This window comes from Mycobacterium sp. IDUB_24 (assembly GCF_055419385.1).
Genome location: NZ_JBVAXO010000001.1, coordinates 533,536 through 558,708, shown reverse-complemented (window position 1 = coordinate 558,708; position 25,173 = coordinate 533,536). Strand labels below are relative to the sequence as shown.

General features: G+C 66.3%; 22 protein-coding genes. 4 read left to right on the top strand and 18 right to left on the bottom strand.

All coding sequences use genetic code 11. From position 1 onward, the window contains the following. The first annotated feature begins 7 nt into the window (after positions 1 to 7). Positions 8 to 1,132: an FAD-dependent oxidoreductase gene (locus ACZYZF_RS02715; protein ID WP_463834447.1), complete on the top strand. Its 1,125-nt coding sequence runs from the start codon at positions 8 to 10 to the stop codon at positions 1,130 to 1,132. Between the two features lie 22 nt (positions 1,133 to 1,154). On the opposite strand, the gene ppc is transcribed toward ACZYZF_RS02715, so the two are convergent. The 13 genes from ppc to uvrC form a co-directional block, all read right to left on the bottom strand. Next, positions 1,155 to 3,971, bottom strand: a complete 2,817-nt coding sequence (gene ppc / locus ACZYZF_RS02710; protein ID WP_463834446.1) for a phosphoenolpyruvate carboxylase — start codon at positions 3,969 to 3,971, stop codon at positions 1,155 to 1,157. A gap of 52 nt (positions 3,972 to 4,023) precedes the next feature. Further along, positions 4,024 to 4,257: a preprotein translocase subunit SecG gene (gene secG / locus ACZYZF_RS02705; RefSeq protein WP_166904538.1), complete on the bottom strand. Its 234-nt coding sequence runs from the start codon at positions 4,255 to 4,257 to the stop codon at positions 4,024 to 4,026. A gap of 45 nt (positions 4,258 to 4,302) precedes the next feature. Continuing rightward, a complete protein-coding gene (gene tpiA, locus ACZYZF_RS02700; RefSeq protein ID WP_463745800.1) occupies positions 4,303 to 5,088 on the bottom strand; it encodes a triose-phosphate isomerase in 786 nt (261 codons plus the stop codon). Between the two features lie 22 nt (positions 5,089 to 5,110). Beyond that, a complete protein-coding gene (locus ACZYZF_RS02695) occupies positions 5,111 to 6,346 on the bottom strand; it encodes a phosphoglycerate kinase (RefSeq protein WP_463745799.1) in 1,236 nt (411 codons plus the stop codon). A 3-nt stretch (positions 6,347 to 6,349) separates the two neighbouring features. Beyond that, a complete protein-coding gene (gap, locus tag ACZYZF_RS02690; RefSeq protein WP_463745798.1) occupies positions 6,350 to 7,372 on the bottom strand; it encodes a type I glyceraldehyde-3-phosphate dehydrogenase in 1,023 nt (340 codons plus the stop codon). Between the two features lie 81 nt (positions 7,373 to 7,453). Beyond that, positions 7,454 to 8,446 carry a phospholipase D-like domain-containing protein gene (locus ACZYZF_RS02685; RefSeq protein WP_463745797.1) on the bottom strand — a complete coding sequence of 331 codons (993 nt, stop codon included), beginning with the start codon at positions 8,444 to 8,446 and terminating at the stop codon, positions 7,454 to 7,456. Beyond that, positions 8,443 to 10,218, bottom strand: a complete 1,776-nt coding sequence (locus ACZYZF_RS02680; RefSeq protein ID WP_463745796.1) for an ABC transporter ATP-binding protein — start codon at positions 10,216 to 10,218, stop codon at positions 8,443 to 8,445. The genes ACZYZF_RS02685 and ACZYZF_RS02680 overlap by 4 nt, the downstream gene beginning before the upstream one ends. Before the next feature lie 130 nt (positions 10,219 to 10,348). Continuing rightward, positions 10,349 to 11,278 carry a sterol desaturase family protein gene (locus tag ACZYZF_RS02675; RefSeq protein WP_463834445.1) on the bottom strand — a complete coding sequence of 310 codons (930 nt, stop codon included), beginning with the start codon at positions 11,276 to 11,278 and terminating at the stop codon, positions 10,349 to 10,351. A 16-nt stretch (positions 11,279 to 11,294) separates the two neighbouring features. Beyond that, complete coding sequence (locus tag ACZYZF_RS02670) at positions 11,295 to 11,963, bottom strand: TetR/AcrR family transcriptional regulator (RefSeq protein WP_463834444.1); 669 nt, start codon at positions 11,961 to 11,963, stop codon at positions 11,295 to 11,297. A gap of 371 nt (positions 11,964 to 12,334) precedes the next feature. Next, positions 12,335 to 13,312 carry a DNA-binding protein WhiA gene (whiA, locus tag ACZYZF_RS02665; RefSeq protein ID WP_463745793.1) on the bottom strand — a complete coding sequence of 326 codons (978 nt, stop codon included), beginning with the start codon at positions 13,310 to 13,312 and terminating at the stop codon, positions 12,335 to 12,337. Next, positions 13,309 to 14,370, bottom strand: coding sequence for a uridine diphosphate-N-acetylglucosamine-binding protein YvcK (gene yvcK, locus ACZYZF_RS02660; RefSeq protein WP_463745792.1), 1,062 nt, complete (start codon positions 14,368 to 14,370; stop codon positions 13,309 to 13,311). The genes whiA and yvcK overlap by 4 nt, the downstream gene beginning before the upstream one ends. Continuing rightward, positions 14,367 to 15,254 carry an RNase adapter RapZ gene (rapZ, locus tag ACZYZF_RS02655; protein ID WP_463835120.1) on the bottom strand — a complete coding sequence of 296 codons (888 nt, stop codon included), beginning with the start codon at positions 15,252 to 15,254 and terminating at the stop codon, positions 14,367 to 14,369. The genes yvcK and rapZ overlap by 4 nt, the downstream gene beginning before the upstream one ends. 64 nt (positions 15,255 to 15,318) lie before the next feature. Further along, a complete protein-coding gene (uvrC, locus tag ACZYZF_RS02650; RefSeq protein WP_463834443.1) occupies positions 15,319 to 17,463 on the bottom strand; it encodes an excinuclease ABC subunit UvrC in 2,145 nt (714 codons plus the stop codon). Positions 17,464 to 17,513: 50 nt separating this feature from the next. Here uvrC and ACZYZF_RS02645 point away from each other — a divergent pair, with 50 nt between their 5' ends. After that, the gene (locus ACZYZF_RS02645; RefSeq protein ID WP_463834442.1) at positions 17,514 to 19,457 is read left to right on the top strand and encodes a gamma-glutamyltransferase family protein; all 1,944 of its coding nucleotides are present in this window, start codon (positions 17,514 to 17,516) and stop codon (positions 19,455 to 19,457) included. Positions 19,458 to 19,467: 10 nt separating this feature from the next. On the opposite strand, the gene ACZYZF_RS02640 is transcribed toward ACZYZF_RS02645, so the two are convergent. From ACZYZF_RS02640 to ACZYZF_RS02625, 4 genes are all read right to left on the bottom strand, one after another. Then, a complete protein-coding gene (locus ACZYZF_RS02640; protein WP_463745788.1) occupies positions 19,468 to 19,932 on the bottom strand; it encodes a PH domain-containing protein in 465 nt (154 codons plus the stop codon). 7 nt (positions 19,933 to 19,939) lie between these two features. After that, a complete protein-coding gene (ribH, locus tag ACZYZF_RS02635) occupies positions 19,940 to 20,419 on the bottom strand; it encodes a 6,7-dimethyl-8-ribityllumazine synthase (protein WP_463834441.1) in 480 nt (159 codons plus the stop codon). Beyond that, the gene (locus ACZYZF_RS02630) at positions 20,416 to 21,744 is read right to left on the bottom strand and encodes a bifunctional 3,4-dihydroxy-2-butanone-4-phosphate synthase/GTP cyclohydrolase II (protein WP_358018203.1); all 1,329 of its coding nucleotides are present in this window, start codon (positions 21,742 to 21,744) and stop codon (positions 20,416 to 20,418) included. Before ACZYZF_RS02630 ends, ribH begins: the two co-directional genes overlap by 4 nt. Before the next feature lie 95 nt (positions 21,745 to 21,839). Then, positions 21,840 to 22,439, bottom strand: coding sequence for a riboflavin synthase (locus tag ACZYZF_RS02625; RefSeq protein ID WP_463745786.1), 600 nt, complete (start codon positions 22,437 to 22,439; stop codon positions 21,840 to 21,842). A gap of 74 nt (positions 22,440 to 22,513) precedes the next feature. Between ACZYZF_RS02625 and ACZYZF_RS02620 the strand changes: the two genes are divergently transcribed. Both ACZYZF_RS02620 and ACZYZF_RS02615 read left to right on the top strand, forming a co-directional pair. Beyond that, entirely contained in the window at positions 22,514 to 23,227 is a 714-nt protein-coding gene (locus ACZYZF_RS02620; protein ID WP_463745785.1) for an LppX_LprAFG lipoprotein, read from the top strand. Further along, on the top strand, positions 23,227 to 24,882 hold the full coding sequence (locus ACZYZF_RS02615) for an MFS transporter (protein ID WP_463745784.1): 1,656 nt from the start codon (positions 23,227 to 23,229) through the stop codon (positions 24,880 to 24,882). The genes ACZYZF_RS02620 and ACZYZF_RS02615 overlap by 1 nt, the downstream gene beginning before the upstream one ends. A gap of 5 nt (positions 24,883 to 24,887) precedes the next feature. Here the strand turns inward: ACZYZF_RS02615 and ACZYZF_RS02610 are convergent, their stop codons facing one another. Further along, complete coding sequence (locus ACZYZF_RS02610; RefSeq protein WP_463745783.1) at positions 24,888 to 25,043, bottom strand: hypothetical protein; 156 nt, start codon at positions 25,041 to 25,043, stop codon at positions 24,888 to 24,890. Between the last annotated feature and the right edge of the window lie 130 nt (positions 25,044 to 25,173).

Below are 25,173 nucleotides of genomic sequence, written 5' to 3'. Positions count from 1 at the left end.
AACCTCCATGGACATCGCCATCATCGGCGCCGGCCTCGGTGGCCTGGCAGCGGCCGTCGCCCTCCAGCACCACGGCCATCGTCCGGTCATTTTCGACAAGACCCGCGCACTCGGCGAGGTCGGCGGCCCACTGGGCATCTCGCCGCAGACCCTGCGATTGTTCCGGCAGTGGAACGTCGGCGCTGCGTTCGACGAGATATCCTCGGCCACCCGGTACTTCGAGAACCGCGATCAGCAGGGGCGGCTGGAGAAGATCACCGACTACGCGGCGACGCCAGAGGCCGGCGCCGAACACGGCCGGTTCGGCTACGCCGACGCCGACCTTTCTCCCCGCACCGTGCACCGTGCGGATCTGCACGCCCTGCTGGTCTCGGCCGTGGAGCCCCAGCGGCTGCGGCTTTGCCATGAACTGTCCGGCATCACCGAGCGTGACGATCATGTCGAGCTCGCCTTCACCAACGGTGAGGTCACCCGGGCCGGTCTCGTGATAGCAGCCGACGGACTGCGCTCGAGAGCACGGAAGCTGTTCAGCGACGACGCCATTCACTACTGCGGGTCGGTGATCTTCCGGGCCGTCAGCCCCGCCGCCTGCCTCGATCTGCCCAACGACCGACTGCGCTCCTGGCATTCGGCGGACTATGCCAAACACGTCATCTCCATGCCGGTGCGGGCCGGGCGACTGGTGGCCGTCGACGCTACCCTCGGGGTGGACGAGCCGCCGCGGCATCTGTGGTCGGCGCAGGCCGATCTGCCGGCGTTGGCCCGCCAGTTCGACGAGTTCGCCCCCGTGGTCGGTCGGATGCTGCGTGCCACGACGAGCCCGGTCTACATGCATCCGGTGTATGACCGAGACCCGATCACCCGGTGGACCACCGCGCGGGTTGCCCTCCTCGGGGATGCGGCGCACCCGATGACGCCGTTCGGTGGCCAAGGTGCCAATCAAGCCATCCAGGATGCCGCCGAGCTGGCCACCCAGATCGCGACGGTCCACGATGGCGACCACGCCGAAGCGCTGCAGCGTTATCAATGCGTCAGGACGGAACAGACCGCGGAAATCCAGCGTGCCGCACGCGGTTACGCCGAGCGCCGGGCCAGGGTGTCGCTGCGGCTGGCCGAGATCCTGGTGGGTTAGCCACCGTCACGACAGCGACAATTCAGCCACTGTTGCGTAGCGCTGTCGCCAATCCGCTCATGGTGAGCAGGATTCCGCGCTGCACCAGTTCATCCGTGTCCCCGCCGCGATACCTGCGCAGCAGCTCGACCTGCAGGTGATTGAGCGGTTCGAGGTAGGGGAACCGGTTGAACACGGAGCGGGCCAGGGACGGGTTGTCGGCCAACAGATCGTCCTGGCCGGTGATCAGCTTGTACATGTCGATGGTGCGGGCGTGCTCGGCAACGATCTTGTCGAACACCCTGGCCCGCAATTCCTCGTCGTCGACCAGCTCGGAATACCGTGCCGCCAAACCCATGTCCGACTTGGACAGCACCTGGGCCATGTTCGACAGCACCGTGCGGAAGAACGGCCATCGCTGATACAGATCCTGCAATACCGAGACTCGGCTCGCGTCGTCGCCGATCCACTGCGCGAACGCGGTGCCCGTGCCGTACCAACCGGGCAGCATCACGCGGGATTGGCTCCAGGCCAGCACCCACGGGATGGCCCGCAGATCGGCGATCGAGGTGGTCGGTTTACGTGAGCTGGGCCGGCTGCCGATATTGAGTGCACCGATCTCGCTGACCGGTGTCGAGGCCTTGAAGTACTCGACGAATCCCGGTGTCTCATGGACCAATTCGGCGTAGGCCCGCTGGGCCAGGGCTGCCAGCTCATCGAGCACCTGATAGGCGGGGCCGGCCTCATCGCCGAGCCCTTCGACGTCGAGCAGGGTGGATTCCAGCGTCGCGGCCAGCAGCGTCTCCAGGTTGCGGTGCGCGATCCGCGGCTCCGCGTACTTCGCCGCGATCACCTCGCCCTGCTCGGTGATCCGCAACGAACCCTTCACCGCGCCGGGAGGCTGCGCCAGGATCGCGTCGTAGCTGGGTCCACCACCGCGACCCACGGTGCCGCCCCGACCATGGAACAGGCGCAACCGGATCCCGGTGGTGCGCGCCGCTTCGACGAGGTCCAGTTCGGCCCGGTAGAGCGCCCAGTTGGCCGCCAGGTAGCCGCCGTCCTTGTTCGAGTCCGAGTAGCCCAGCATCACTTCCTGATGTTGTCCGCGTGCGGTGATGATGCTGCGGTAGACCGGCAGGGCGAGCGCCGCCTCCAGGACCGCCGAACCCTGCTGCAGATCCTCGATGGTCTCGAACAACGGCACGATTCCGACCGGTGCGTACACCTCGCCGTGCGCTGCACCCGAAACATCGAGCAGGCCGGCCTCTTTGAGCAGGATCGCCGCCTCGAGTAGATCAGACACCGACTGGCACATGGAGATGATGTAGTTGGGCACCGCCTGTGCACCGAAGACGGTGACTGCCCGGGCCGCCGCCCCGACGATGTCGAGTTCCTTGCGAGCCAACTCCGACAACTCGGCGCCCTCGCCGATCAGCGGGCGACGGGTGGAGATCTCGGCCGCGAGCAGTTCGACCCGCCGCGCTTCGGGCAGGGATGCGTAGTCGGGATGCACTCCGGCCCAGGCGAGCAACTCGGCGACCACCTGCTCGTGTACGTCTGAGTTCTGTCGCATGTCCAGGCCGCACAGGTGAAATCCGAATACCCGCACCGATTCTCGTAGCCGAGCCAACCGGTCGTCGGCTAGCACTGTGCTGCCGTGGCCACGCAGTGAGGCGTCCACGGCGTCGAGGTCGGCGAGGAACTGTGCCGGGGCGCGGTAGGCCGCAAGGCCAAGATCTAGCTCGTGTTCGGGCTGTTCATCGAGGATTTCGCGGCCGGTAGCGGTCAGGCGGGCATGGATCACCCGCAGTGCCCGTCGGTAGGGCTCGTCGGCACGCGCCGGCTCGCCGCAGGCATCGGCCAGCACGGTGAGCTCGTCACTGACCGTGACCAGCCGCGCCGACATCGACAGCTCTTCTTCCAGCGCGGTGAGCTCGGTGAAGTAGTGCGCGAAAGCCATGTGGGCGGCGCGACCGGTGGCCAGCCGCACCACGCCCGCATCAACATTGGGATTGCCGTCACGGTCACCGCCGATCCAGCTTCCCGGCCGCAGGATCGGTTGCTCCAGCAGTTCCGCCCCGGGCCAGCGGGCCTGCAACGCGGTGCGCACCTCGGCGTTGACCTGTGGGATGACCTCGAAAAATGCTGCCGGGTAATAACGCAGCCCGGTTTCGATCTCGTCGGAGATCTTGAGTCTCGACAGGCGTACCAGCGCGGTCTGCCACAGCGTGAGGATGTGGCGGCGCAATTCGACTTCGATGTCGCGGCCATCGGCGGTGTGGGTCAGGCCGTGCATGCGCATCCGCATCAACTCGGTGATCCGGTGCTGGGTGTCGAAGACGGTCCGGCGCCGGGTTTCGGTGGGATGCGCGGTGATCACCGGCGCGACCAGGGCACCGTTCAAGGCGTCGGAGACGGTCGCCGAGCTCAGTTCCGCAGTTGAGATCGCCCGGTCCAGCTTGAGATACGTCGCTTCCAGGCTGCTGTCCTGTGGCGGCTCGCCGGCCGCCACGTGCACTGCGCGTCGCCGCTCGCGGTGGATGTCCTCGGCGACGTTGGCCAACAGCGCGAAGTGGGTGAAGGCACGGATGACCGGGATCGCCTGGTGGACATCGATACCGGAGAACAGGTCGGCCAGCTCGGCCCGGTCGATCTCAGAGCGGCGGACCCGGAAGGATTCCACCCGGGCCCGCTCGACCAGGTCGAAGACCTGGGCTCCGTTCTGTTCGCGCACGGTGTCACCGAGGATCGCACCGAGCAGCCGGATGTCGTCGCGCATCGGCTCGGTGGCCTCGCGGCCCACCGGAGTGCGCTGAACCGCACCGATCGGGTCTAGTGCAGTGTCGGTACCGTCAGCCATGTACCCAGTATCAGTGCCGCCACGACGCGCCGCATGGTGGCCGGGTAGCGGTTTAGCCGTACTTGATCAGCAGCGCGACGCCGACGATCGAAACCACCCAGATGCCGGTCACGAACAGCGTGAGCCGGTCGAGGTTCTTCTCGACCACCGTGGAGCCGGACAGGCTGGACTGGACACCGCCGCCGAACAGGGTGGACAGACCGCCACCTTTGGCACGATGCAGCAGCACCAAGAGCACGACCAGCACGCTGGTCACGACCAGAGTGATCTGCAGAGCCAATTCCATGGCTGTAAGACTACCGGGTGCGGTGCCCGCCCCAGGCCCCCGGGGTTACGGCAGCGGTCCGCCTGCGGCGATCGCCGACAGCGTCGCGAACTGCTCGCCGTCCAGCGAAGCACCGCCGACCAGGGCCCCGTCGACATCACCCTGAGCGACGATCTCGCCGACGTTCTTGGCATTGACCGAACCGCCGTAGAGCACCCGCACACCGGCCGCGAGCTGCGGCGACGCCAGGTTCCCCAGCTCGGCGCGGATGGCCTTGCAGACCTCCTGGGCATCGGCCGCGCTGGCCACCCGGCCGGTGCCGATGGCCCACACCGGCTCGTAGGCGATGACGGCCTGACCGATCTGCTCCGCGGTCAGTCCGGCCAGGGACCCACGCAGGGAGTTCACGTTGAATTCGACGTGATTGCCCGCCTCGCGCACCTCAAGCTGCTCGCCGATGCAGATGATCGGCGTGATGCCGTGTTTGAACGCCGCAGCGGCCTTGGCCGCCACCAGCTCGTCGGTTTCGCCGTGGTAGGTACGCCGCTCGGAGTGCCCCACCACCGCGAAACTGCATCCGAGCTTGGCCAGGAACGCCCCGCTGATCTCCCCGGTGTACGCGCCCGAATCGTGCTGCGACACGTCCTGGGCACCATAGGTGAGCCGCAGCTTGTCCCCGTCGACCAGGGTCTGCACGCTGCGCAGATCGGTGAACGGCGGGATCACCGTCACATCCACCTTGTCGAAGTACTTGTCCGGCAAGGCGAATGCGATCTTCTGCACCAGGGCGATGGCCTCGAAATGATTGAGGTTCATCTTCCAGTTGCCGGCTATCAGCGGCTTACGAGGCATAAGTAACCTTTGTCCAGTACTACTATTTCAGGATTTCAATGCCGGGCAGGGTCTTGCCCTCAAGGTATTCCAGCGACGCACCGCCACCGGTTGAGATATGGGAAAAGCCGTCCTCGCCGAGGCCCAGTTGACGCACCGCGGCTGCCGAATCGCCACCGCCCACGACGCTGAACGCGCCCTTTTCGGTGGCACCGATGATCGCCTCGGCCACACCCTTGGTGCCCGCTGCGAACGCCGGGAACTCGAACACACCCATCGGGCCGTTCCAGAACACGGTCTTGGCGTTGGACAGCAGCGCGGTGAAACGCTTGACCGACTCAGGACCGATATCCAGGCCCATCTTGCCTTCGGGGATGCGATCAGAGGCCACAGTCTGCGCTTCGGCATCGGCGGCGAACTTGTCGGCCACCACGATGTCCACCGGCAGGTGGATCACATCGGCGTAGGTGTCGAGCAGCCGCTTGCACGTGTCGATCATCTCCTCCTGCAGCAGCGAGGTTCCCACCGAAACCCCTTGTGCAGCAAGGAAGGTGAAGCACATGCCGCCACCGATGACGATGCTGTCGGCCTTGGTGGCGAGGTTCTCGATGACCGCGAGCTTGTCCGAGACCTTGGAGCCGCCGAGGACGACCGCATACGGGCGCTCGGTCGAGCTGGTCAGCTGCTCGAGCACCTTGACCTCGGTCGCCACGAGCGTGCCCGCGTAGTGCGGCAGCAGGGTGGCGACGTCGTAGACGGAGGCCTGCTTGCGGTGCACCACCCCGAAGCCGTCGGAGACGAAGGCACCCGGCGAGCCGTCGGCACCCTCGACCAGGGCCGCCAGGGCCTTGGCCAGTGCCAGCCGCTCGGCGTCGTCCTTGCTGGTCTCGCGCGGATCGAAGCGGATGTTCTCCAACAGCAGCACGTCACCGTCGGTCAGGCCTTCGGCGCGGGCCAGCGCATCGGTGCCGACGACGTCGCCGGCCAACTGCACGTGACGTCCCAGCTTCTCCCCCAGCGCCGCGGCAACCGGGGCGAGTGAGAACTTGGGATCCGGGCCGCCCTTGGGCCGGCCCAGATGTGCGGTGACGACGACCTTGGCACCGGCCTCGGCCAGTGCTTTGAGCGTCGGCACCGAGGCGATGATGCGACCCGGGTCAGAAATTCGAGCGATGTTGCCATCCTGGTACTCCAGGGGCACGTTCAGGTCGGAGCGCACGAGCACGCCCCGGCCCTCAACACCCTCTTTCAGCAGATCTTCGAGCGTTGCGACAGCCATGGGTTAGAGCGACTTCCCGACGAGCGCGACCAGATCGGCGAGGCGGTTGGAGTAGCCCCACTCGTTGTCGTACCAGGAGACGACCTTGGCCTGGTTGTCGATCACCTTGGTCAGGCCCGAGTCGAAGATCGAGCTGTGCGGGTCGGTGACGATGTCACTCGACACGATCGGTGCGTCGTAGTACTTGAGAATGCCCTTCATCGGGCCCTCGGCGGCGGCCTTCATGGCCGCGTTGATCTCGGCGGCACTCGCCGGCTTGGCCAGCTCGGCGGTCAGGTCGGTGACCGAGCCGGTGGGGATCGGCACTCGCAGGGCGTAGCCGTCCAGCTTGCCCTTGAGCTCCGGGAGGACCAGGCCGATGGCCTTGGCGGCACCGGTAGACGTCGGCACGATGTTCAGCGCGGCGGCGCGGGCACGGCGCAAATCCTTGTGCGGACCGTCCTGCAGGTTCTGGTCCTGGGTGTAGGCGTGGATGGTGGTCATCAGGCCCTTGACGATGCCGAACTCATCGTTGAGGACCTTGGCCAGCGGGCCGAGGCAGTTCGTGGTGCACGAGGCGTTGGAGATGATGTTCTGGCTGCCGTCGTACTTGTCGTCGTTGACGCCCAGCACGATGGTGATGTCCTCATCGCTGGCCGGCGCGGAGATGATGACCTTCTTGGCTCCGGCGTCGAGGTGACCCTGCGCCTTGGCGCGGGCGGTGAAGATGCCGGTGGATTCGACGACGACGTCGACGCCGAGGTCGCCCCACGGCAGTGCCGCCGGGCCTTCCTTAACTTCCAGTGACTTGATCTTCTTGTCGCCGATGACGATGGTGTCTTCGCCCTCGAGGCTGACGTCCTGCGGCAGGCGGCCCAGGATCGAATCGAATTTCAGCAGGTGAGCCAGGGTGGCGTTGTCGGTGAGGTCGTTGACCGCCACGATCTCGATGTCAGTGTTCTTGCCCTCGGCCTGCTGCGTTGCCAGGGCCCGGTAGAAGTTGCGCCCGATGCGGCCGAAGCCGTTAACGCCTACCCGGATGGTCACGTGATTCTCCCTCAGTTGCCGGTAACTGCCCGCCGCCAGCCTAGTGGTGATGCTCACTCTCCGTGCGGCCTGGTCAGTGCATCAGATGTCGGGGTCGCGTAGGGCGAGTTGGTCGAGTTCGCGCGGGTCCTGGCCGACCAGATCGGCGATGAGTCCGTCGTCCGACAGGTCCATCGGTTCGGAGTGTTTCCAGTCGTGATGGGCCACCTCGTTCAGGCGTTTGATGATGTGGTGGTCGGTCACCTGGATGGCCAGTTCACGGCGATGGTCGAAACTGCCCGGGGAGAAGTTGATCGAGCCGACGATGGCCCGTTCGTGATCGGCGAGAATCATCTTCGCGTGCAGCTTCATGTGCTTGAGGCGGTGAATCTTGATACCCACGTCGTCCAGGATGCGCATCCCGCTCACGCCTTCGAGGAGCTTGCCCGACTTGAGATGGTGGGCCGCGCGGGCCATGACGTGAACCTTCACCCCGCGGTGCGCCGCGCGGACCAGACGCTCGATGATCACCGGGTCCTGATAGCGCTCGTTCTGGACGAACAACGTGTGTTTGGCGGTGTCGATGAACTCGGCGATGCGATGCCTGCCGTTGGTCGGGCACCAGATCAGGTGTGCCCCGCCACCGGGATCAAAGTCCTCCCGCGCCCAGTCGGCCTCGAAGCAGTCGATGATCTCGGCGACCTCGTAGGCGCTGGGCGTGACGACGGCGTAGTCCCTCGTCACGGTGAAGTTCTCCTCGGTCCAGTTCAGGGACTCGACAAACGCGCACTCGTCGTCCACGACCATGGACTTCTCGTGCGTCAGGTCGAAGGCGGGGTTGCTCTCGCGGACCGCGATACCGAACCGCTGCAACATCTCTCGGGCGACGTCGTTATCGGTCTCCCCGTCGCGCCGCTCCGGATTGAGCATGACCTTGACGTCCACACCGCGCCGGTGGGCGGCCACCACGGCCTCCAGCAGCGGCAGGTGGTTGAACGCGAACATCTTGATGCGCACCGACCGCGTGGACTCGCCGATCGCATCGATCACCGGCTGTGCGGAGTCGTCGGGCAGGATGATCAGCGAACGTGTCACGATGGCTCGTCCTCGTATTGGATGCGGTGCAGGTCGGCATATCTGCCGCCCGCGGTCAGTAGCTCGCTGTGCGTGCCCTGTTCGACGACCCGGCCCTCCTCGAGCACGACGATCTTGTTCGCGTCACGAATTGTGCTGAGCCGGTGGGCAATCGTGATCACCGTGCGGTCTTTCATCAACCGCTGCAGCGCGGACATCACCAGACGCTCGGACTCCGCGTCGAGGGCCGCGGTCGGTTCGTCGAGGATGAGGATCGGGCTGTCCCGGATGAGGGCCCGCGCTATTCCGATGCGCTGACGCTGACCGCCGGAGAGGGTGAGCCCGCGCTCGCCCACCGGGCTGTCGTAGCCCTGCGGCATCGCGGAGATGAACTCGTGGGCGTTGGCCAGTTTGGCCATCTCGACGATCTCGTCATGGTCGGCGTCGGGCCGGCCGAAGGCGATGTTGTCACGGATGGTGCCTCGGAACAGGACCGTGTCCTGCAGTACGTAGGCGATCTGGCGGCGGAGTTCGTGGAGTTTGTAGTCGCGCAGATCGACTCCGTCGACGCGGACGGTGCCCGTGCTCGGGTCGTAGAACCGCGGAATCAGGCTGACCAGACTGGATTTTCCGCTTCCGGTGTGTCCGACGACGCCGACGAGCTGGCCCGGTTCCACCTCGAAGGTGACATCGCGCAACACGGGCGTCTCGCTGTCGTAGCTGAACGCCACCCGCTCGAAGCTGATCGCACCCCTGATGCGCTCGGCATCGATCGCATCAGTTTTCTCCTCGACCGACGTCTCCGCTGTGAGCAGGGCGTTGACGCGGTCCACCCCGACGGACGCCATGGCGATCGTGTTGGTGAGCTTGGCGAGATCCTGCACCGGTTTGAAGAACGACGCCAGGTAGGAGATGAACACCGTCAACGTGCCTGCCGTCATCGCACCGGCGAGGATGAGCGCCGAACCCCGCCACAAGACCACCGCGGTACAGGCGGCCACCACGACGCCGACGATCGGCGAGACCACCGATTTCACGCGCCGCGCGTTGAGTGCGGCGTCGACGGCCTGCTGGCCGGCGATCGCCAGTTCACGTTCCTGCATGTCCTCGCGATCGAACGCCTTGACCACCCGGATGGACTGCAGGCCCTCCTCCGCGACCGCGACGATGTCGGATTCCCGTCTGCGCACTTCGTGGGTCGCGGCCTTGACGGACTTCCGGATCCGGGACACGAACAACAGCAGCAGCGGCGCCACCGCGAGCGCGATGAGCGTGAAGTCCCACTGCAGCCACAACATCATCGCCAACATGCCCACGATGGTCAGCAGGTCGGTTGCGATGCCAAGGGTCGAGGACGACGCGAAGCCCTGGATGGTGTCGACGTCGTCGGTGAGCGTGCTCAAGATGGGGCCGACGCGGTGGGTGTCGAAGTAGTTGAGGGACAACTGCTGCAGGTGGTGGTAGGCACGGGTTCGCAGGTCGTTGCCGATGCGCTGGCCGACGGTTTCGGTCAGGTAGTTCGCCACGTACGTCGCGATTGCCGCCACCACGGCGATGATGACCACCATGATCGCCGCGAGGCCGGCGATGTGCATCTTGCCTTCGCCGCCCAGCAACGGCTGCAGCAGTCCGTGCAGCCATCCGGGTAGCGGGTGGTGGCCGACCACGCTGTCCAGCACGACCTTCAGCGGCCATGGCGCGGCCAGGCCGGTGGCGATCTGCAGCAGCAGCACGGCAAAGATTCCGGCGATCAGCAACCGGTACGGGCGGATCAGCTCAAGAATCAGTCTCATCGCGAGCGCCGCCTCGATTGTTGGTGTTGACGTCGAAGTTTGTCGCCACACATTACAACGCCATGGTGACGTCGGTGCGCCGCAAGGGTGACATCCCGGTAGGTGTCGGCAACGACGGCGACCGACGCGCCTAGGTCATCACGCTCTGGACCGAGGGCTTCTGTTCGTTGCGCTCGACAGTCGTTGCAGGGTCGGCGTTTTCACTCCACCCGGGCGGGCCGAACAGGTAGCCGAGCCTGCCGCGCCAGGTCCGTGCCCGCCAGACGTCGCCGACCATGGTGGCGAACTCGTGATAGTTCACCTTGATCGGGTTGTGAGTGTCGATGTTCTTGGTCAGGCCGTAGCGGACTGGCTCCCCCTCGGCGACGAAGGTGCCGAACATCCGGTCCCACAGGATGAAGATGCCCGCATAGTTCTTGTCGAGGTAGGGATTGTTGGCTCCGTGGTGCACACGATGGTGCGACGGGGTGTTGAACACATACTCGATCGCGCGGGGAAGCCGATCGATGCGCTCGGTATGGATCGGGAATTGGTAGAGCAGCACGATCGCCTGCGACAGGAAGACCAACCAGGCTGGGATACCGATCAGGGCCAACCCCACATAACCGATGGAGGCCAGGAACGATCCGGGAATCAACCAGGACAACCGCAGGGCCGTGGACAGGTTGAAGTACTGGCTCGAGTGGTGCACGTTGTGCGCGGCCCAGAACATCCGGATGCGGTGCGACATCCGGTGTTGCAGGTAGTAGGCCAGATCGGCCAGCACGATGGCCAGCACCCAGACCCACCAGTGCGACGCCGACAGATGCAGCGGCGTCAGCGATGCGGCGATCGCGACGATCGGAACCGCGATGAATTTGCCCAACGGGCGCAGGACAATGCCCAGTGCGTAGATCGAGACGTTCGTGGCACTGTCCCGCCACGAGATCCCCGCCCGGGGCCGGGCTGAACTGTTGTCATCCTTGGCTTTGTCCTTGTCGAAGCGGTAGCTGACGAACTCGATCGCCATCAGGACGAAGAAAGCGGGCATGGCGTAGAGCCCGATCCGAATTGGATCCATGGCGGTGTCTTCCCCTCTACCTGTTCTTGGCCGACGCCGATTTCCGGCCCGACGCCTTCGGCATGCCAGCGAGTTGCCAGGCCAATGCCTGGCCGAAAAGTTCGTCGGGCACCCGGTTGGGGTCGATGCGCCGCTGCCGGATCAGACCCTGGAAGAGGGCGAGAACGACAACGGTGAACCCCTCCACGGAGACGCTGTCGTCGATGCTGTTGCGCTCCAGCGCATCGGCGAGGATCTCGCGTAGTGAGGCCAGCGTGCGCGCCGAGCGGTCCCGCAGGATCTGCATGGCATCGGGGTTGCGGACGGCATGCAACCAGAATTCGGCCTGGATCGCCTCGAACTCGATGTCATTGTCCGCGATCTCGACGAGTACGCGGCTCAGGGCCATCAATGGCCTCCGGTCGGCGTTCTCCTCGATGGTCTGCACCACTTGGTCGATCCGACCGGAGGCACGCTCTGCCATCAACTCGGAGAACAACTGCTCCTTGCTGGAGAAGTTGGAATACACCGCGCCGACCGAATACCCCGCTGCGGCGGCGATCTCGTCCACCGATGCAGCGGCGTAGCCCTTCCGGGCACAGGTCTGGGCGGCTGCGTCCAACAGCGCCGCACGGGTCCGTGCCTGATTCTCAGCCCGCGTCAGCCGTACCGGCGTCGCGTCCTTGTCACTGCGGTCATCGATCATATTTCAGATAGTAACTATTATTCGAATAACAGTCACTATTCGAATGGCGTGACCCGGCGCAGCAGGCGGTTGTCGTCAATGCCGCATGGCAGTCGTGGCAGCAGTGATGGTCATCCGCACCCTGGCGTCCATGACGGCAGGCAGGTCCCCGATCCGGAACATTCTCGTGAACTTCACGGGATCGATCGGACTGGAACGATCGTCGTCAACACCGGTCCAACTTGATGGCTATGCGCCCGGGTGGGTGCACCGCGAGAACGTTTGTGACATCCAGTATCCCGTCGATCGCGGTGTCCCCGATCACCGTGTTCAGCGTCGTCTGAACTTTGCCGTCACCGCAATCGCTTGCAGTGCTGGTGATTTCGCGCGACTCAGGCGTCGTCGAGCAGGTCCGGGGTCACCGCCGACTCGGTGTCGGGCAGCCCTTCCTGCTTGGCCTTGCGATCGGCCATCGAGAGCAGGCGCCGGATACGGCCGGCCACAGCATCTTTCGTCATCGGCGGATCGGCGAGCCGGCCCAACTCTTCCAGAGACGCCTGCCGGTGCTCGACCCGCAACTTGCCCGCCGCAGCGAGGTGATCGGGCACCCCCTCACCGAGGATGTACAACGCACGCTCCACCCGGGCGGCCGCCGCCACCGCGGCCCGCGCCGACCGGCGCAGGTTCGCATCGTCGAAATTGGCCAGGCGATTGGCCGTGGCCCGGACCTCGCGGCGCATGCGCCGCTCCTCCCATGTCAGCCGCGTGTCCTGGGCGCCCATCCGGGTGAGCAGCGCGCCGATCGCTTCCCCGTCGCGCACGACAACGCGGTCAGCGCCACGCACCTCACGGGCCTTGGCACTGACGCCGAGCCGCCTGGCCGCACCGACCAGGGCCAGGGCCGCCTCCGGACCGGGGCAACTGACCTCGAGCGCCGAGGACCGCCCCGGCTCGGTCAACGAGCCGTGGGCGAGGAAAGCGCCACGCCAGGCCGCCTCGGCGTCACCGACGCTGCCGCCGACCACCTGTGCGGGCAGGCCACGCACCGGGCGTCCACGAAGGTCGAGCAATCCGGTCTGCCTGGCCAAGGCCTCGCCGTCGGCGGCCACCCGCACCACGTAGCGCGTGTTCTTGCGGATGCCGCTGGCCGACAGCACGTGCACCACCGCGTTGTACCCGTACAGGTCGTAGATGTCCTTGCGCAGGCGGCGCGCGATGATCCCGAGATCCACCTCGGCTTCCACCACCACCCGGCCGGCCACGATGTGCAGGCCGCCGGCAAAACGCAACAACGACGCCACCTCCGCGCGGCGAGCGCTCACCGAGTTCACTACCAGGCGGCTCAGCTCGTCCTTCACTTCGGCTGTCATCGCCACGGATCGTCCCCTCTCGGTGTATTCGGCGCCGGCTCCTGCTGCGCAACGTCGACCGACCTCGCAGCGGGCGTGGGAACGGTGGACTCCTGCACTCCCCGGCCAGGCCCCGTCGCGCGCAACCGGACCCCCTCCAGCACCGCGGCCAACTTCGCCGGGTCATGTAAAGGTGTACCAGGTCGGGACACGTCAGCAAACTCAACGCGGGCATTGAGGATGTTGGCTGTGCGGCTGAGTTGCTCCCGTTCACGGTCGCTCGGCACTCGGCTGGCATCGACGATGATGTCATGCACGCTGAAGTCCGGAGCATGCTGGGCCAGAACGTGGATGTGACGCTCGGCGGAGAACCCCGCCGTTTCGCCCGGCTCCGCAGCCAGATTCAACACGAGCGCACGCCGTGCCGTCGTCGCCCGCAATGCCGCCGCCAACTGCGGCACCAAAACGTGCGGGATCACACTGGTGAACCACGACCCCGGACCGAGCACCACAAGATCGGCACTCATGATGGCCTCCACCGCCTGCCTGGTGGCCGGCGGATCCCCGGGCAGCAACCGCACCCGCCGCACCTTGCCCACGGTGGTGGCGATCGCCACCTGACCGCGGATCACCCGGCTCATCCGAGGGTCGGACTCCAGGCCCGCGACATCGGCTTCGATCTGCAGGGCGATCGGGCACATCGGCAGCACCCGGCCCTTCACCCCCAGAATCCGTCCGAGCTCGTCGAGCGCCGCGACGGGGTCGGCCAGTACCTCGCTGAGGCCCGCCAGAATCAGATTGCCGATCGGATGCCCGGCCAGCGCGCCGCTGCCACCGAACCGGTGCTGAATGATGGTCGCCCACAATCGACCATGCGGACTGTCAGAAGCCAAGGCCGCCAACGCCATTCGCAAGTCACCGGGCGGCACCACGTCGAGTTCGCTCCGCAGCCGACCCGATGAACCGCCGTCGTCGGCAACCGTCACGACAGCCGTCACATGCGGGCTGAGCCGCCGGGCCGCCGACAAGGTGGCGTATAACCCGTGCCCTCCACCGAGGGCGACGATGCGCGGGGTCATTCGCGACCCAGATCTCGATGCAGCACGTGGACGGTGAGCCCATCACCGCCCTGCAACCGTTCCGCCAGTGCCTCGGCCATCGCCACGCTGCGATGTTTGCCGCCGGTACACCCGATGGCGACGGTCATATAACGCTTCCCCTCCCGGCGGTAACCGGCGATCACCACGTCCAACAGACGATGGTAGGTGTCGAGAAACTCTCTGGCGCCCGGTTGGCCCAGCACGTACTCGCGCACATCCGGATGTTGACCGCTGTGCGGGCGCAATTCGTCGACCCAATGCGGGTTCGGCAGAAAACGCACATCCATCACGGTGTCCGCATCCATCGGCAGCCCGTACTTGTAGCCGAAAGACTCCACGGTCACGTTGGTGTAGGCGACAGTCTCGCCGCCGAAGGCCCGCTCGATGCTCTCACGCAAGGCCGGCACCGGCAGTGCCGAGGTGTCGATCACCAGATCGGCGGCCGCGCGTACCGGGGCCAGCAACGCCCGCTCGGCGGCGATCCCCTCGGCCAGAGTCTGCGTGCCCTGTAGCGGGTGGCTACGCCGGTTCTGCTCGTAACGGCGCACCAGAATGTCGTCGGACGCCTCCAGGAACAACACCCTGGGTGTGATGCTCCGCGCCGCCAATTCGTTGCGCACCCAATCCAGATCACCGGTGAAGCCCCGGGACCGGACATCCATCACCACGGCCAGCTGGGTGATCCGCGATCCGGCGGCCAACCCCAGCTCGACCATGCGGGCGATCAGCTCCGGCGGCAGGTTGTCCGCCACATACCAACCGAGGTCCTCCAGTACCTTGGCCGCGGTACCGCGGCCCGCCCCCGACAAGCCGGTGACGAGAACCACGTCGATGCCAGAATCCGCGTCCGCGCCACCCACCATGCCGCCCTCGCGCAGATGTTCATTCATGCACGATCCGCCTGGCTGCTCATATCCCCGTTACCTGTCATCCCGACACCCTGTGTCGATCATCCTCGATAACCGTTGCAGGCGTCCCTGAATCGCCCAGTCCGGCGCTGTTCTCGCTTCGCGGATCACCACTTTCGACCAGTGGGGGCTGCCTGTTTTCAGGTGATGGCGGCGCGCCGTGCTTGATTGGCGGCTCGCCGCCGAGCGCCTCGAGGACGGCCTTCGCCGTCGCCACCCCGATCCCCGGCACCGCGGTGATCTCCTCCACGGTGGCGTCCTTGAGGCGCGCCACCGAGCCGAAATGCGTCACCAATGCCTTGCGCCGCTGTTCCCCCAGCCCACGTACCGAATCGAGTGCCGAGGCGGTCATCCGTTTGGAGCGCTTGCTCCGGTGGTAGCTGATCGCGAACCGGTGCGCCTCGTCGCGCACCCGCTGCAACAGATACAGGCCCTCACTGTTGCGCGGGAAGATCACCGGATCAGGTTCTGACGGCACCCACACCTCTTCCAATCTCTTCGCCAATCCGATCACCGCGACATCGGTGACACCAAGCTCTTCGAGCACCGCCGACGCAGCGTTGACTTGTGGGGCACCGCCGTCCACCACGAACAGATTGGGCGGATAGGCGAACCGGCGCGGACGCTGATCGGTACCGACCTCGGGCTGTGTATCGCTGACATGCCGCAGGAAACGACGTCGGGTCACCTCGGCGATCGAGGCGACGTCGTCCGAGCGGCCGCCACCGGCAGCCTCACGGATCGCGTAATGCCGGTAGTCCGACTTGCGCGGCAACCCATCCTCGAACACCACCAGTGAGGCCACTACATCGGTGCCCTGCACATGGCTGATATCCACGCATTCGATCCGCAGCGGCGCAGCGGCCAGTCCCAGGGAATCCTGAATGCTCTGCAGTGCTTCCGATCTCGCGTTGAAGTCGCCGGCCCGCTTGAGCTTGTGCTGGGCCAGCGCCTCGTGCGCATTGCGTTGGACGGTCTCGGCCAGGGTGCGTTTGTCGCCGCGCACCGGCACCCGAAGACTCACCCGCGAACCACGGAGCCCCGACAACCATGCCGCGAGTTCATCGGAATTGGGCGGCAGCACCGGCACCAGCACCTCACGCGGCACCGGGTTGGTGGCCTCATCGGCCGCGCCGCCCAGTTCGGCCTGCTCGCCGTAGAACTGGGTGAGGAACTGCTCGACCAATTGTTGTCGCCCGGACTGTTCGGGACCCGAATCACGGGTCGCCTCCGGCTCCGAATCATGGGTCGCCTCCGGCTCCGAATCACGGGTCGCCTCCGGCTCCGAAGACTTCTCGACGATCCAGCCACGCTGGCCCCGCACCCGGCCACCCCGCACGTGGAACACCTGCACGGCCGCCTCAAGATCGTCGTCGGCGAACGCCACCACATCGGCATCGGTGCCGTCACCGAGCACCACGGCCTGCTTCTCCAGGGCACGCTTGAGCGCCGCGATGTCATCGCGCAGCCTGGCGGCGCGCTCGAAGTCCAACTCCTCGGCGGCAGCCGTCATCTGCTGTTCCATGTCGCGGGCCAGCCGGTCGGTCTTGCCTGCCAGGAAGTCGCAGAAATCGAGCACGATCCGTCGGTGTTCCTCGGCGCTGACGCGACCGACGCATGGCGCCGAACACTTGTCGATGTAGCCGAGCAGGCACGGACGGTCGATCTGCCTGTGCCGCTTGAATACTCCCGCCGAGCAGGTTCTGGCCGGGAAAACTCGGGTCAGCAGGTCGAGTGTCTCGCGGATGGCCCAGGCATGCGAATAGGGGCCGAAATACCGCACACCCTTGCGCCGCGGCCCGCGGTACACCATCAGCCGCGGATACTCCTCGTTGAGCGTCACCGCCAGCACCGGGTACGTCTTGTCGTCGCGGTAGCGGATGTTGAAGCGTGGATCGAACTCCTTGATCCAGTTGTACTCGAGCTGCAGGGCCTCGACCTCGGTGGCGACCACGGTCCACTCGACACTGCCCGCTGTCATCACCATCTGCCGGGTGCGCGGCGCCAGGCTCGCAATGTCGGCGAAGTACGACGTCAGCCGGCTGCGCAGGCTCTTGGCCTTACCGACGTAGATGACCCGGCCGTGCGGGTCCCGGAACCGGTATACGCCTGGCTCCACTGGTATCGATCCGGGCGCCGGCCGGTACGTCGCTGGATCAGGCACGGTTTCCAGGTTACTGCCGCGCGCCGACTGAACTCCGCTACCGTCGAACTGTGCGGTTGCTGGCGTCCACCCGTTCGGTCATCACGCTGCTCAGTGTCGTCGCTGTGATTCTTGCCGGATGCGCAGATGGCAGTCGGCGCCCGGCGAGGACCGACGCCGGGCCGTGCCAGATCCTGTCCAACGGCACCCCGGAACCCAAGGCCCCGCAGGCCCCGACACCGACCCGGGACCTGGCCACCAACCCCGAGGTCGGCACCGGATATCGCAGCGACATGACGGCCGTCCGCACCTCCACCTATGCGGTGGCCACCGCCAATCCGCTGGCCACCGAAGCCGCCTGCAAGGTGCTGCGCGACGGTGGCACCGCGGCCGACGCGCTGGTGACCGCGCAGGCAGTACTCGGCCTCGTCGAACCGCAGTCCTCCGGGATCGGCGGCGGCGGCTTCCTGTTGTACTACGACGCCGCGGGCAATGCGGTGCACACGTACGACGGGCGTGAGACGGCGCCGGCCGCGGCGACCGAGAACTACCTGAGATGGGTATCGGACACCGACCGCACCGTCCCCAAACCCGATGCACGGTCATCGGGCCGCTCGATCGGGGTGCCCGGCATCGTGCGGCTGCTCGACGATGTCCACCGCCAGTTCGGTAAGAAGGCCTGGCGCGATCTCTTCGACCCGGCAGTGTCGATGTCCGATCAGGGATTCGACGTCAGTCCGCGCCTGGCTGCCGCGATCGACGATGCCGACGGCCAACTCCGGCTGGACCCCGCCGCCGCCGGCTACTTCCTCAATCCCGACGGCAGCCCCAAGCCGGTGGGTACCCGCATGACCAACCCGGCCTACGCGAAAACCTTGGGTGCCATCGCTTCCGGGGGCGCCCAGGCCTTCTACACCGGCGACATCGCTCGCGCTGTCGTGGCCGCGGCCACCGATACCAGCGGTGGCCGCACGCCAAGTGCCATGACCGAGCCGGACCTCGCAGGCTACGCCGTCAAACAGCGCGACCCGGTGTGCACCACCTACCGTGGCCGCGAAGTCTGCGGGATGCCGCCGCCGTCATCGGGCGGCATGGCGGTGGCGGCAACCCTCGGGATGCTCGAGCACTTCCCCATGAGCGACTACAAGCCGGCCCGCGTCGATCGCAACGGCGGTCATCCTTCGGTGACGGGGGTACACCTCATCTCAGAGGCCGAACGGCTCGCCTACGCCGATCGCGACCGCTACGTCGCCGACACCGATTTCGTCCCGCTACCCGGTGGATCACCCGAAACCCTGCTCGACGGCGCCTACCTCACCGGCCGGGCCGCGCTGATCTCCCGCAACCACACGATGGGCGTGGCCGCGCCCGGGGACTTCGCGCCACCGATAACCATGCCGCCGGCGCCGGAGCACGGCACCAGCCAGATCAGCGTGATCGACCGTTTCGGCAATGCGGCGTCCCTGACCACCACGATCGAGTCGGCGTTCGGTTCGTTCCACATGGTCGACGGATTCCTGCTCAACAACCAGCTCACCGATTTCTCGGCCGAGCCGACCAGCGCCGAAGGCAGGCCGGTACCCAACCGGGTTCAACCCGGAAAGCGCCCACGCAGCACCATGGCGCCCACCCTGGTCTTCGACAAGGCCGGGCCACAGCGAGGTGCCCTGTATGCCGTCCTGGGTTCCCCCGGCGGCTCGGTCATCATCCAGTTCGTCGTGAAAACCCTTGTCGGCATCATGGATTGGAACCTTGATCCGCAACAGGCGGTTTCGATGATCGACTTCGGCGCGGCCAACACGCCCGTCACCAACGTGGGCGGCGAGCATCCGTCGGTCGACACCGTCGCCAACGGCGACCGCGATCAACTGGTCGAGGGCCTGCGCGCACTCGGACATCAGGTTTCGCTGGCCGATCAGTCCAGTGGGCTCTCAGCCCTCGTGCGCACGTCGCCGGGCTGGATCGGCGGGGCCGACCCCCGCCGCGAAGGTCTGGTGCTGGGCGACGCCGGCTGATCGCCGGGGGTCAGCCCAGATTCGAGCGGTACCGGTCGATCAGGTCACGAACCTCGTCCATGGCCGCGACTGCACGCCCCTTGTCGATCGCCTGGATCGCCATCACCGGAATGTACTCGTCGTCGGGCAGATCCACTCTGGCCCAACGAGCTCCGACCGGAAAGGACACGCCGATCACGTCGGACCAGGGAATCACCTTGAACCCGATCAGATTCCGGACCGCGACACCCGCGGGACCGACCTTCAGGCGAGGCCGCGCGAACATCAGCACCACTCCGCCGATGATCGCTCCCAGCAAGGCGATGGCCACCTGATCCGAGGTTTGGAAGAGCACTCCGGTCGAACCGACCTTCAGCAGCACGCCCACCGCGACGTGCGCCAGAAAGATGACCAGTGCCGCCCCGTAAGCGAAATAGGGTGTGCGGTAAGGCCGGATATCGAGATCCCAGGTATCCGTCGTCATGTCTTTGGTCATCGGCGTGTCATGCGTTTGCGCGCAGTTCCCGCAGGGTCAGCGCCGTGGACAACGCCGCTGCCGCCGCCTGGGCGCCCTTGTCCTCGGTGGAATCCGGCAGACCGGCGCGATCCAGGGCCTGCGCCTCGTTGTCGGTGGTCAGCACTCCGTTGGCGACAGGAGTCGACGCATCCAGCGACACCCGGGTCAAGCCCTGCGTCACCGCATCGCACACGTAGTCGAAATGCGGGGTCTGCCCACGGATTACCACGCCCAATGCCACCACCGCATCGTGGGTGGCCGCCAATTCCTGTGCCACCACCGGGATTTCGATGGCCCCGAGCACACGCACCACTTTCGGCTCGTCGATGCCGGCCTCGGCGGCGACCTTGCGTGCACCGTCGAGCAGCGCATCACAGATCTGCGTGTGCCAGGTGCTGGCCACGATCGCCAGCGTCACGTTCGAGGCATCGACCTGGGGCAGATCGGGGACTCCGTGGCCGCTCACAGGCTCGAACCCGAATCGGTGGGGCTGGGCGGCCGACGGTCGCCGAGCAGGTACACCGCCTCGTCGTAGTCGTCCATGCTCACCGCTTCGTCGTAATCCTCGAGGCCGACGAGGTCGTGACCCATCCGGTCCCTCTTGGTCATCAGGTAGCGGATGTTCTCCGAGTTCGCCCGCACCGGCAGCGGAACCCGCTCGATGATGTGCAGCCCGTAACCGTCCAGACCGACCCGCTTGGCGGGGTTGTTGGTCAGCAGTCGCATGGACCGGATACCCAGGTCGACCAGGATCTGCGCGCCGATGCCGTAGTCCCGAGCGTCGGCAGGCAGGCCGAGCTTCAGGTTCGCGTCGACGGTGTCCTCCCCGGCGTCCTGCAGCTGGTACGCCTGCAGCTTGTGCATCAGACCGATACCCCGGCCCTCGTGCCCGCGCATGTACAGCACCACACCGCGGCCTTCTCTGGCCACCATCGCCATCGCAGCGTCCAGCTGGGGCCCGCAGTCACAGCGCCGGGAGCCGAACACGTCACCCGTCAGGCATTCGGAGTGCACCCGGACCAGGACGTCGTGGCCGTCGCTGGCGGGTCCGGAGATGTCGCCGCGCACCAACGCGACATGTTCGACATCCTCGTAGATGCTCTTGTAACCGACGGCGACGAACTCGCCGTGCCGGGTCGGGATCCGCGCCTCGGCGATGCGCTCGATGTGCTTCTCGTGCTTGCGCCGCCACTCGATCAGATCCGCGATCGAAATCAGGGCCAGGTCGTGATCGTCGGCGAAGACCCGCAGCTCATCGGTGCGCGCCATGTCGCCTTCGTCCTTCTGGCTGACGATCTCGCAGATGGCCCCGGCGGGCTGCAGCCCGGCCAGGCGGGCCAGGTCCACGGCGGCCTCGGTGTGTCCGGGGCGGCGCAGAACGCCACCGTCCTTGGCCCGCAGCGGAACCACGTGGCCGGGCTTGGTGAAATCGTCGATCGCGGAGCCGGGATCGGCGAGGGCACGCATCGTGGTGGCCCGGTCGGACGCCGAAATGCCGGTTCCCACATCCTTTTTCGCATCCACTGTGACGGTGTAGGCGGTGCCGTGCTTGTCCTGGTTCACCGCGTACATCGGCAGCAGGCCCAACCGGTCGCAGATCTCACCGTCCAGCGGCACGCACAGGTAACCGGAGGTGTAGCGGACCATGAACGCCACGAGTTCGGGGGTGGCCTTCTCGGCAGCGAAGATGAGGTCGCCTTCGTTCTCGCGGTCCTCGTCGTCGATCACCACCACGGCTTTGCCCGCCGCGATATCGGCTATCGCCCTCTCGACGGAATCGAGCCTGGTCATCTGCGCCACCTTGCCTGTTCGAATGCCAGGTCCCGATGCTGGACCCGACGCCACTCCAGTATGAACCACCGAAATCCAGCGGTTATTGCCAGCTCTTACTCACCGGGACCGGCCATCAGCCGTTCCACGTATTTGGCGATGATGTCGACCTCGAGGTTGACCGTCGTTCCCACGATCGCCTGACCCAACGTGGTGAGCTCGCGCGTGGTGGGAATCAGCGACACCTCGAACCAGTCGTCAGCCACGGCGGAGACCGTCAGTGAGACTCCGTCGACGGTGATCGAGCCCTTCTCCACCACGTAGCGCGACAGCGCGGCCGGCAGGCCGATACGCACCACTTCCCAGTGGTCGAAGGGCGTGCGGGAAATCACAGTGCCGGTGCCGTCCACATGACCCTGCACGATGTGGCCACCGAGGCGGCTGTTGACTGCGGCAGCCCGCTCCAGATTGACCTGGCTGCCGACGCCGACCCCGGCCAGGCTCGACCGGTTGAGCGTCTCCCCCATGACATCGGCGGTGAACGCGCCGTCGGGCAGCACGTCGACCACGGTCAGGCAGACCCCGTTCACCGCGATCGAGTCGCCGTGACCGGCATCGGCAGTAACCACAGGGCCGCGGATGGTGAACCGGGCGGCATCCGTCAGCTCCGCCTTGTCGACCAGGACACCCAGCTCTTCAACGATTCCGGTGAACACGCCGACCAGACTATTCGGCCCCATGGTGGGCGAGAGAAAACGCCCCGGTGCCGCGAGCCTCTACGATGCAAGTCATGCAGACGCGCCCACGCTTCGCAGTCCAGTCCTTACTCGCAGTTCTCTTCGCAGCGGCCGCGCTCGTCGCGGGTTGCTCGTCCTCCTCGGAGACGTCCAACGCCCCGCTGCCCGATGCGACCCAACTCCTGCAGGAGTCCGCGACCAGCACCAAGGCCCAGCAGAGCGTGCACCTGCTGCTGACCGTGCAGGGCACGATCGAAGGCCTTCCCGTCGAGAAACTCGATGGTGACCTGACCAATGCCCCCGATGTCGCTGCCGAGGGCACCGCCGATCTGATCTTCATGGGTCAGAAACTGGCTGACGCCAAGTTCGTCGTCTCCGGTGGCGACCTGTATGCCGCGCTGACGCCCGGCGACCCGCTGTCCAATTACGGACCGGCCGAGAAGATCTACGACATCTCGGCCATCCTGAACCCCGAAACCGGACTGGCCAACGTGCTGGCGAACTTCAGCGACGCCAAGGCCGACGGCCGGGAATCGATCAACGGCACCGAGGGTGTCCGCGTGACCGGCAATGTCAGCGCCGACGCGGTCAACAAGATCGCCCCGCAGCTCAAGGCCACCGGCCCGGTTCCGGGAACCGCCTGGATCACCGAGGACGGGAACCACACCCTGCTGCAGGCCAAGCTCGAGCCCACCCCCGGAAACAGCGTCACCATGACCCTGACTGACTGGGGCAAGCAGGTCACCGTCACCAAGCCCGCACCCTGATGCGGGCCGCGCAGGCGGTGAGCACCGGCCGCAGCCGCCACATCGCGATCAGCGCGGGCAGCCTCGCCGTGCTGCTCGGCGCCCTCGACACCTACGTCGTGGTCACGATCATGACCGACATCATGTCCGACGTCGGGATCGCGATAAACAAGATCCAGCAGGTCACGCCGATCATCACCGGCTACCTGCTGGGCTACATCGCCGCCATGCCACTGCTGGGCCGGGCCTCGGACCGGTTCGGCCGCAAGATGCTGATCCAGGTCGGTCTGGCCGGTTTCGCGGTCGGCTCGGTGATCACCGCACTGTCCGGCGACCTGACCACCCTGGTCATCGGCCGCGTGGTGCAGGGCACCGCGAGCGGCGCGCTACTGCCGGTGACGCTGGCGCTGGCCGCCGATCTGTGGGCTGCCCGTAACCGGGCGGCCGTGTTGGGCGGCGTCGGTGCCGCACAGGAGTTCGGCAGCGTCCTGGGCCCGCTGTACGGCATCGGCGCGGTAGCGCTGTTCCATCACTGGCAGGCCGTGTTCTGGATCAATGTGCCGCTGGCCGTCATCGCCATGGCGATGATCCACTTCAGCCTTCCGGGCAAGCAGCCCAGCGACCGTCCCGAGAAGGTCGACGTCGTCGGCGGCATCCTGCTGGCGATCGCGTTGGGTCTGGCCGTCGTCGGCCTGTACAACCCCGAACCGGACGGCAAGCAGATCCTGCCCAGCTGGGGCCTTCCGGTCCTGATCGGTGCGCTGGTGGCAGCCGTCGCGTTCTTCGTGTGGGAAAAGATGGCCCGCACCCGGCTGATCGAACCCGCAGGTGTGCGGTTCCGGCCGTTCCTGGCCGCGCTGGCCGCCTCGTTGTGTACCGGTGCGGCGCTGATGGTCACACTGGTCAATGTCGAGCTGTTCGGTCAGGGTGTGCTCGGCAAGGACAAGTACGACGCCGCGTTCCTGTTGCTGCGGTTCCTGATCGCGCTACCGATCGGCGCGCTGATCGGTGGCTGGATCGCCACCCGCGTCGGGGACCGCATCGTCACCTTCGTCGGCCTGATGGTCGCGGCCGGCGGCTTCTGGCTGATCACCAAATGGTCGATCACCGTGCTCGACGAGTACCACGACCTGATCCTGTTCCGGCTGCCGGCACTGGACACCGATCTCGCGATCGTCGGGCTCGGGCTCGGGCTGGTGATCGCCCCGCTCACCTCCGCTGCGCTGCGCGTGGTGCCTGCCGCACAGCACGGTATCGCCTCGGCATTCGTGGTCGTGGCTCGGATGATCGGCATGCTGATCGGCATGGCGGCCCTGTCTGCCTGGGGCCTGTTCCGCTTCAATCAGCACCTGGCCAGCTTGGCGGCCGCGGCGAACACCAGCCAGATGTCACTGCAGGAGCGGCTGGCGTCGCAGGCGGTCCGCTACCGCGAGGCATATGTGTCGATGTACGGCGATATCTTCGGGATCACCGCGATCGTCTGCGTGGTGGGTGCGGTGCTCGGGCTGCTGATCGCCGCGCGCAACGTTCACGTCGACGAGGTTGACGAGTTGACCGGTTCTCCCGAGAGCGGCGACACCAGCGGCGGGCACGTTTACCTACCCGGCGAACTGGTGGATCCTGATGTGGAGACGCCGCAGAACCAGGAACCTCCAGGCCGTCACCGGTCGGGCTGACGAGCTCAGCAGCGTTCGACCCCGGGGGTCAGCAATCGTGGTGCCCGGTCGGTCTCAACGGGCCGGCCGGGCATCACCATGCGTAGCGGGACACGCACCAGCGCCCGAATCGTGCGGGGAGTCCACGGTGTGATGGGGAGCCAGTCCTGCAGTGCAGTCATGCTCGCGTCCTTTGCTCGTGTTCACTCGGCGCTTATTCGGCAGTGAACGCGCTCTGGTACGAGTGTACCGATTACGACCGACAAGGCCCGGCATTCAACCAGCGTTAATTAGGTCACCCTAACTTCCGCT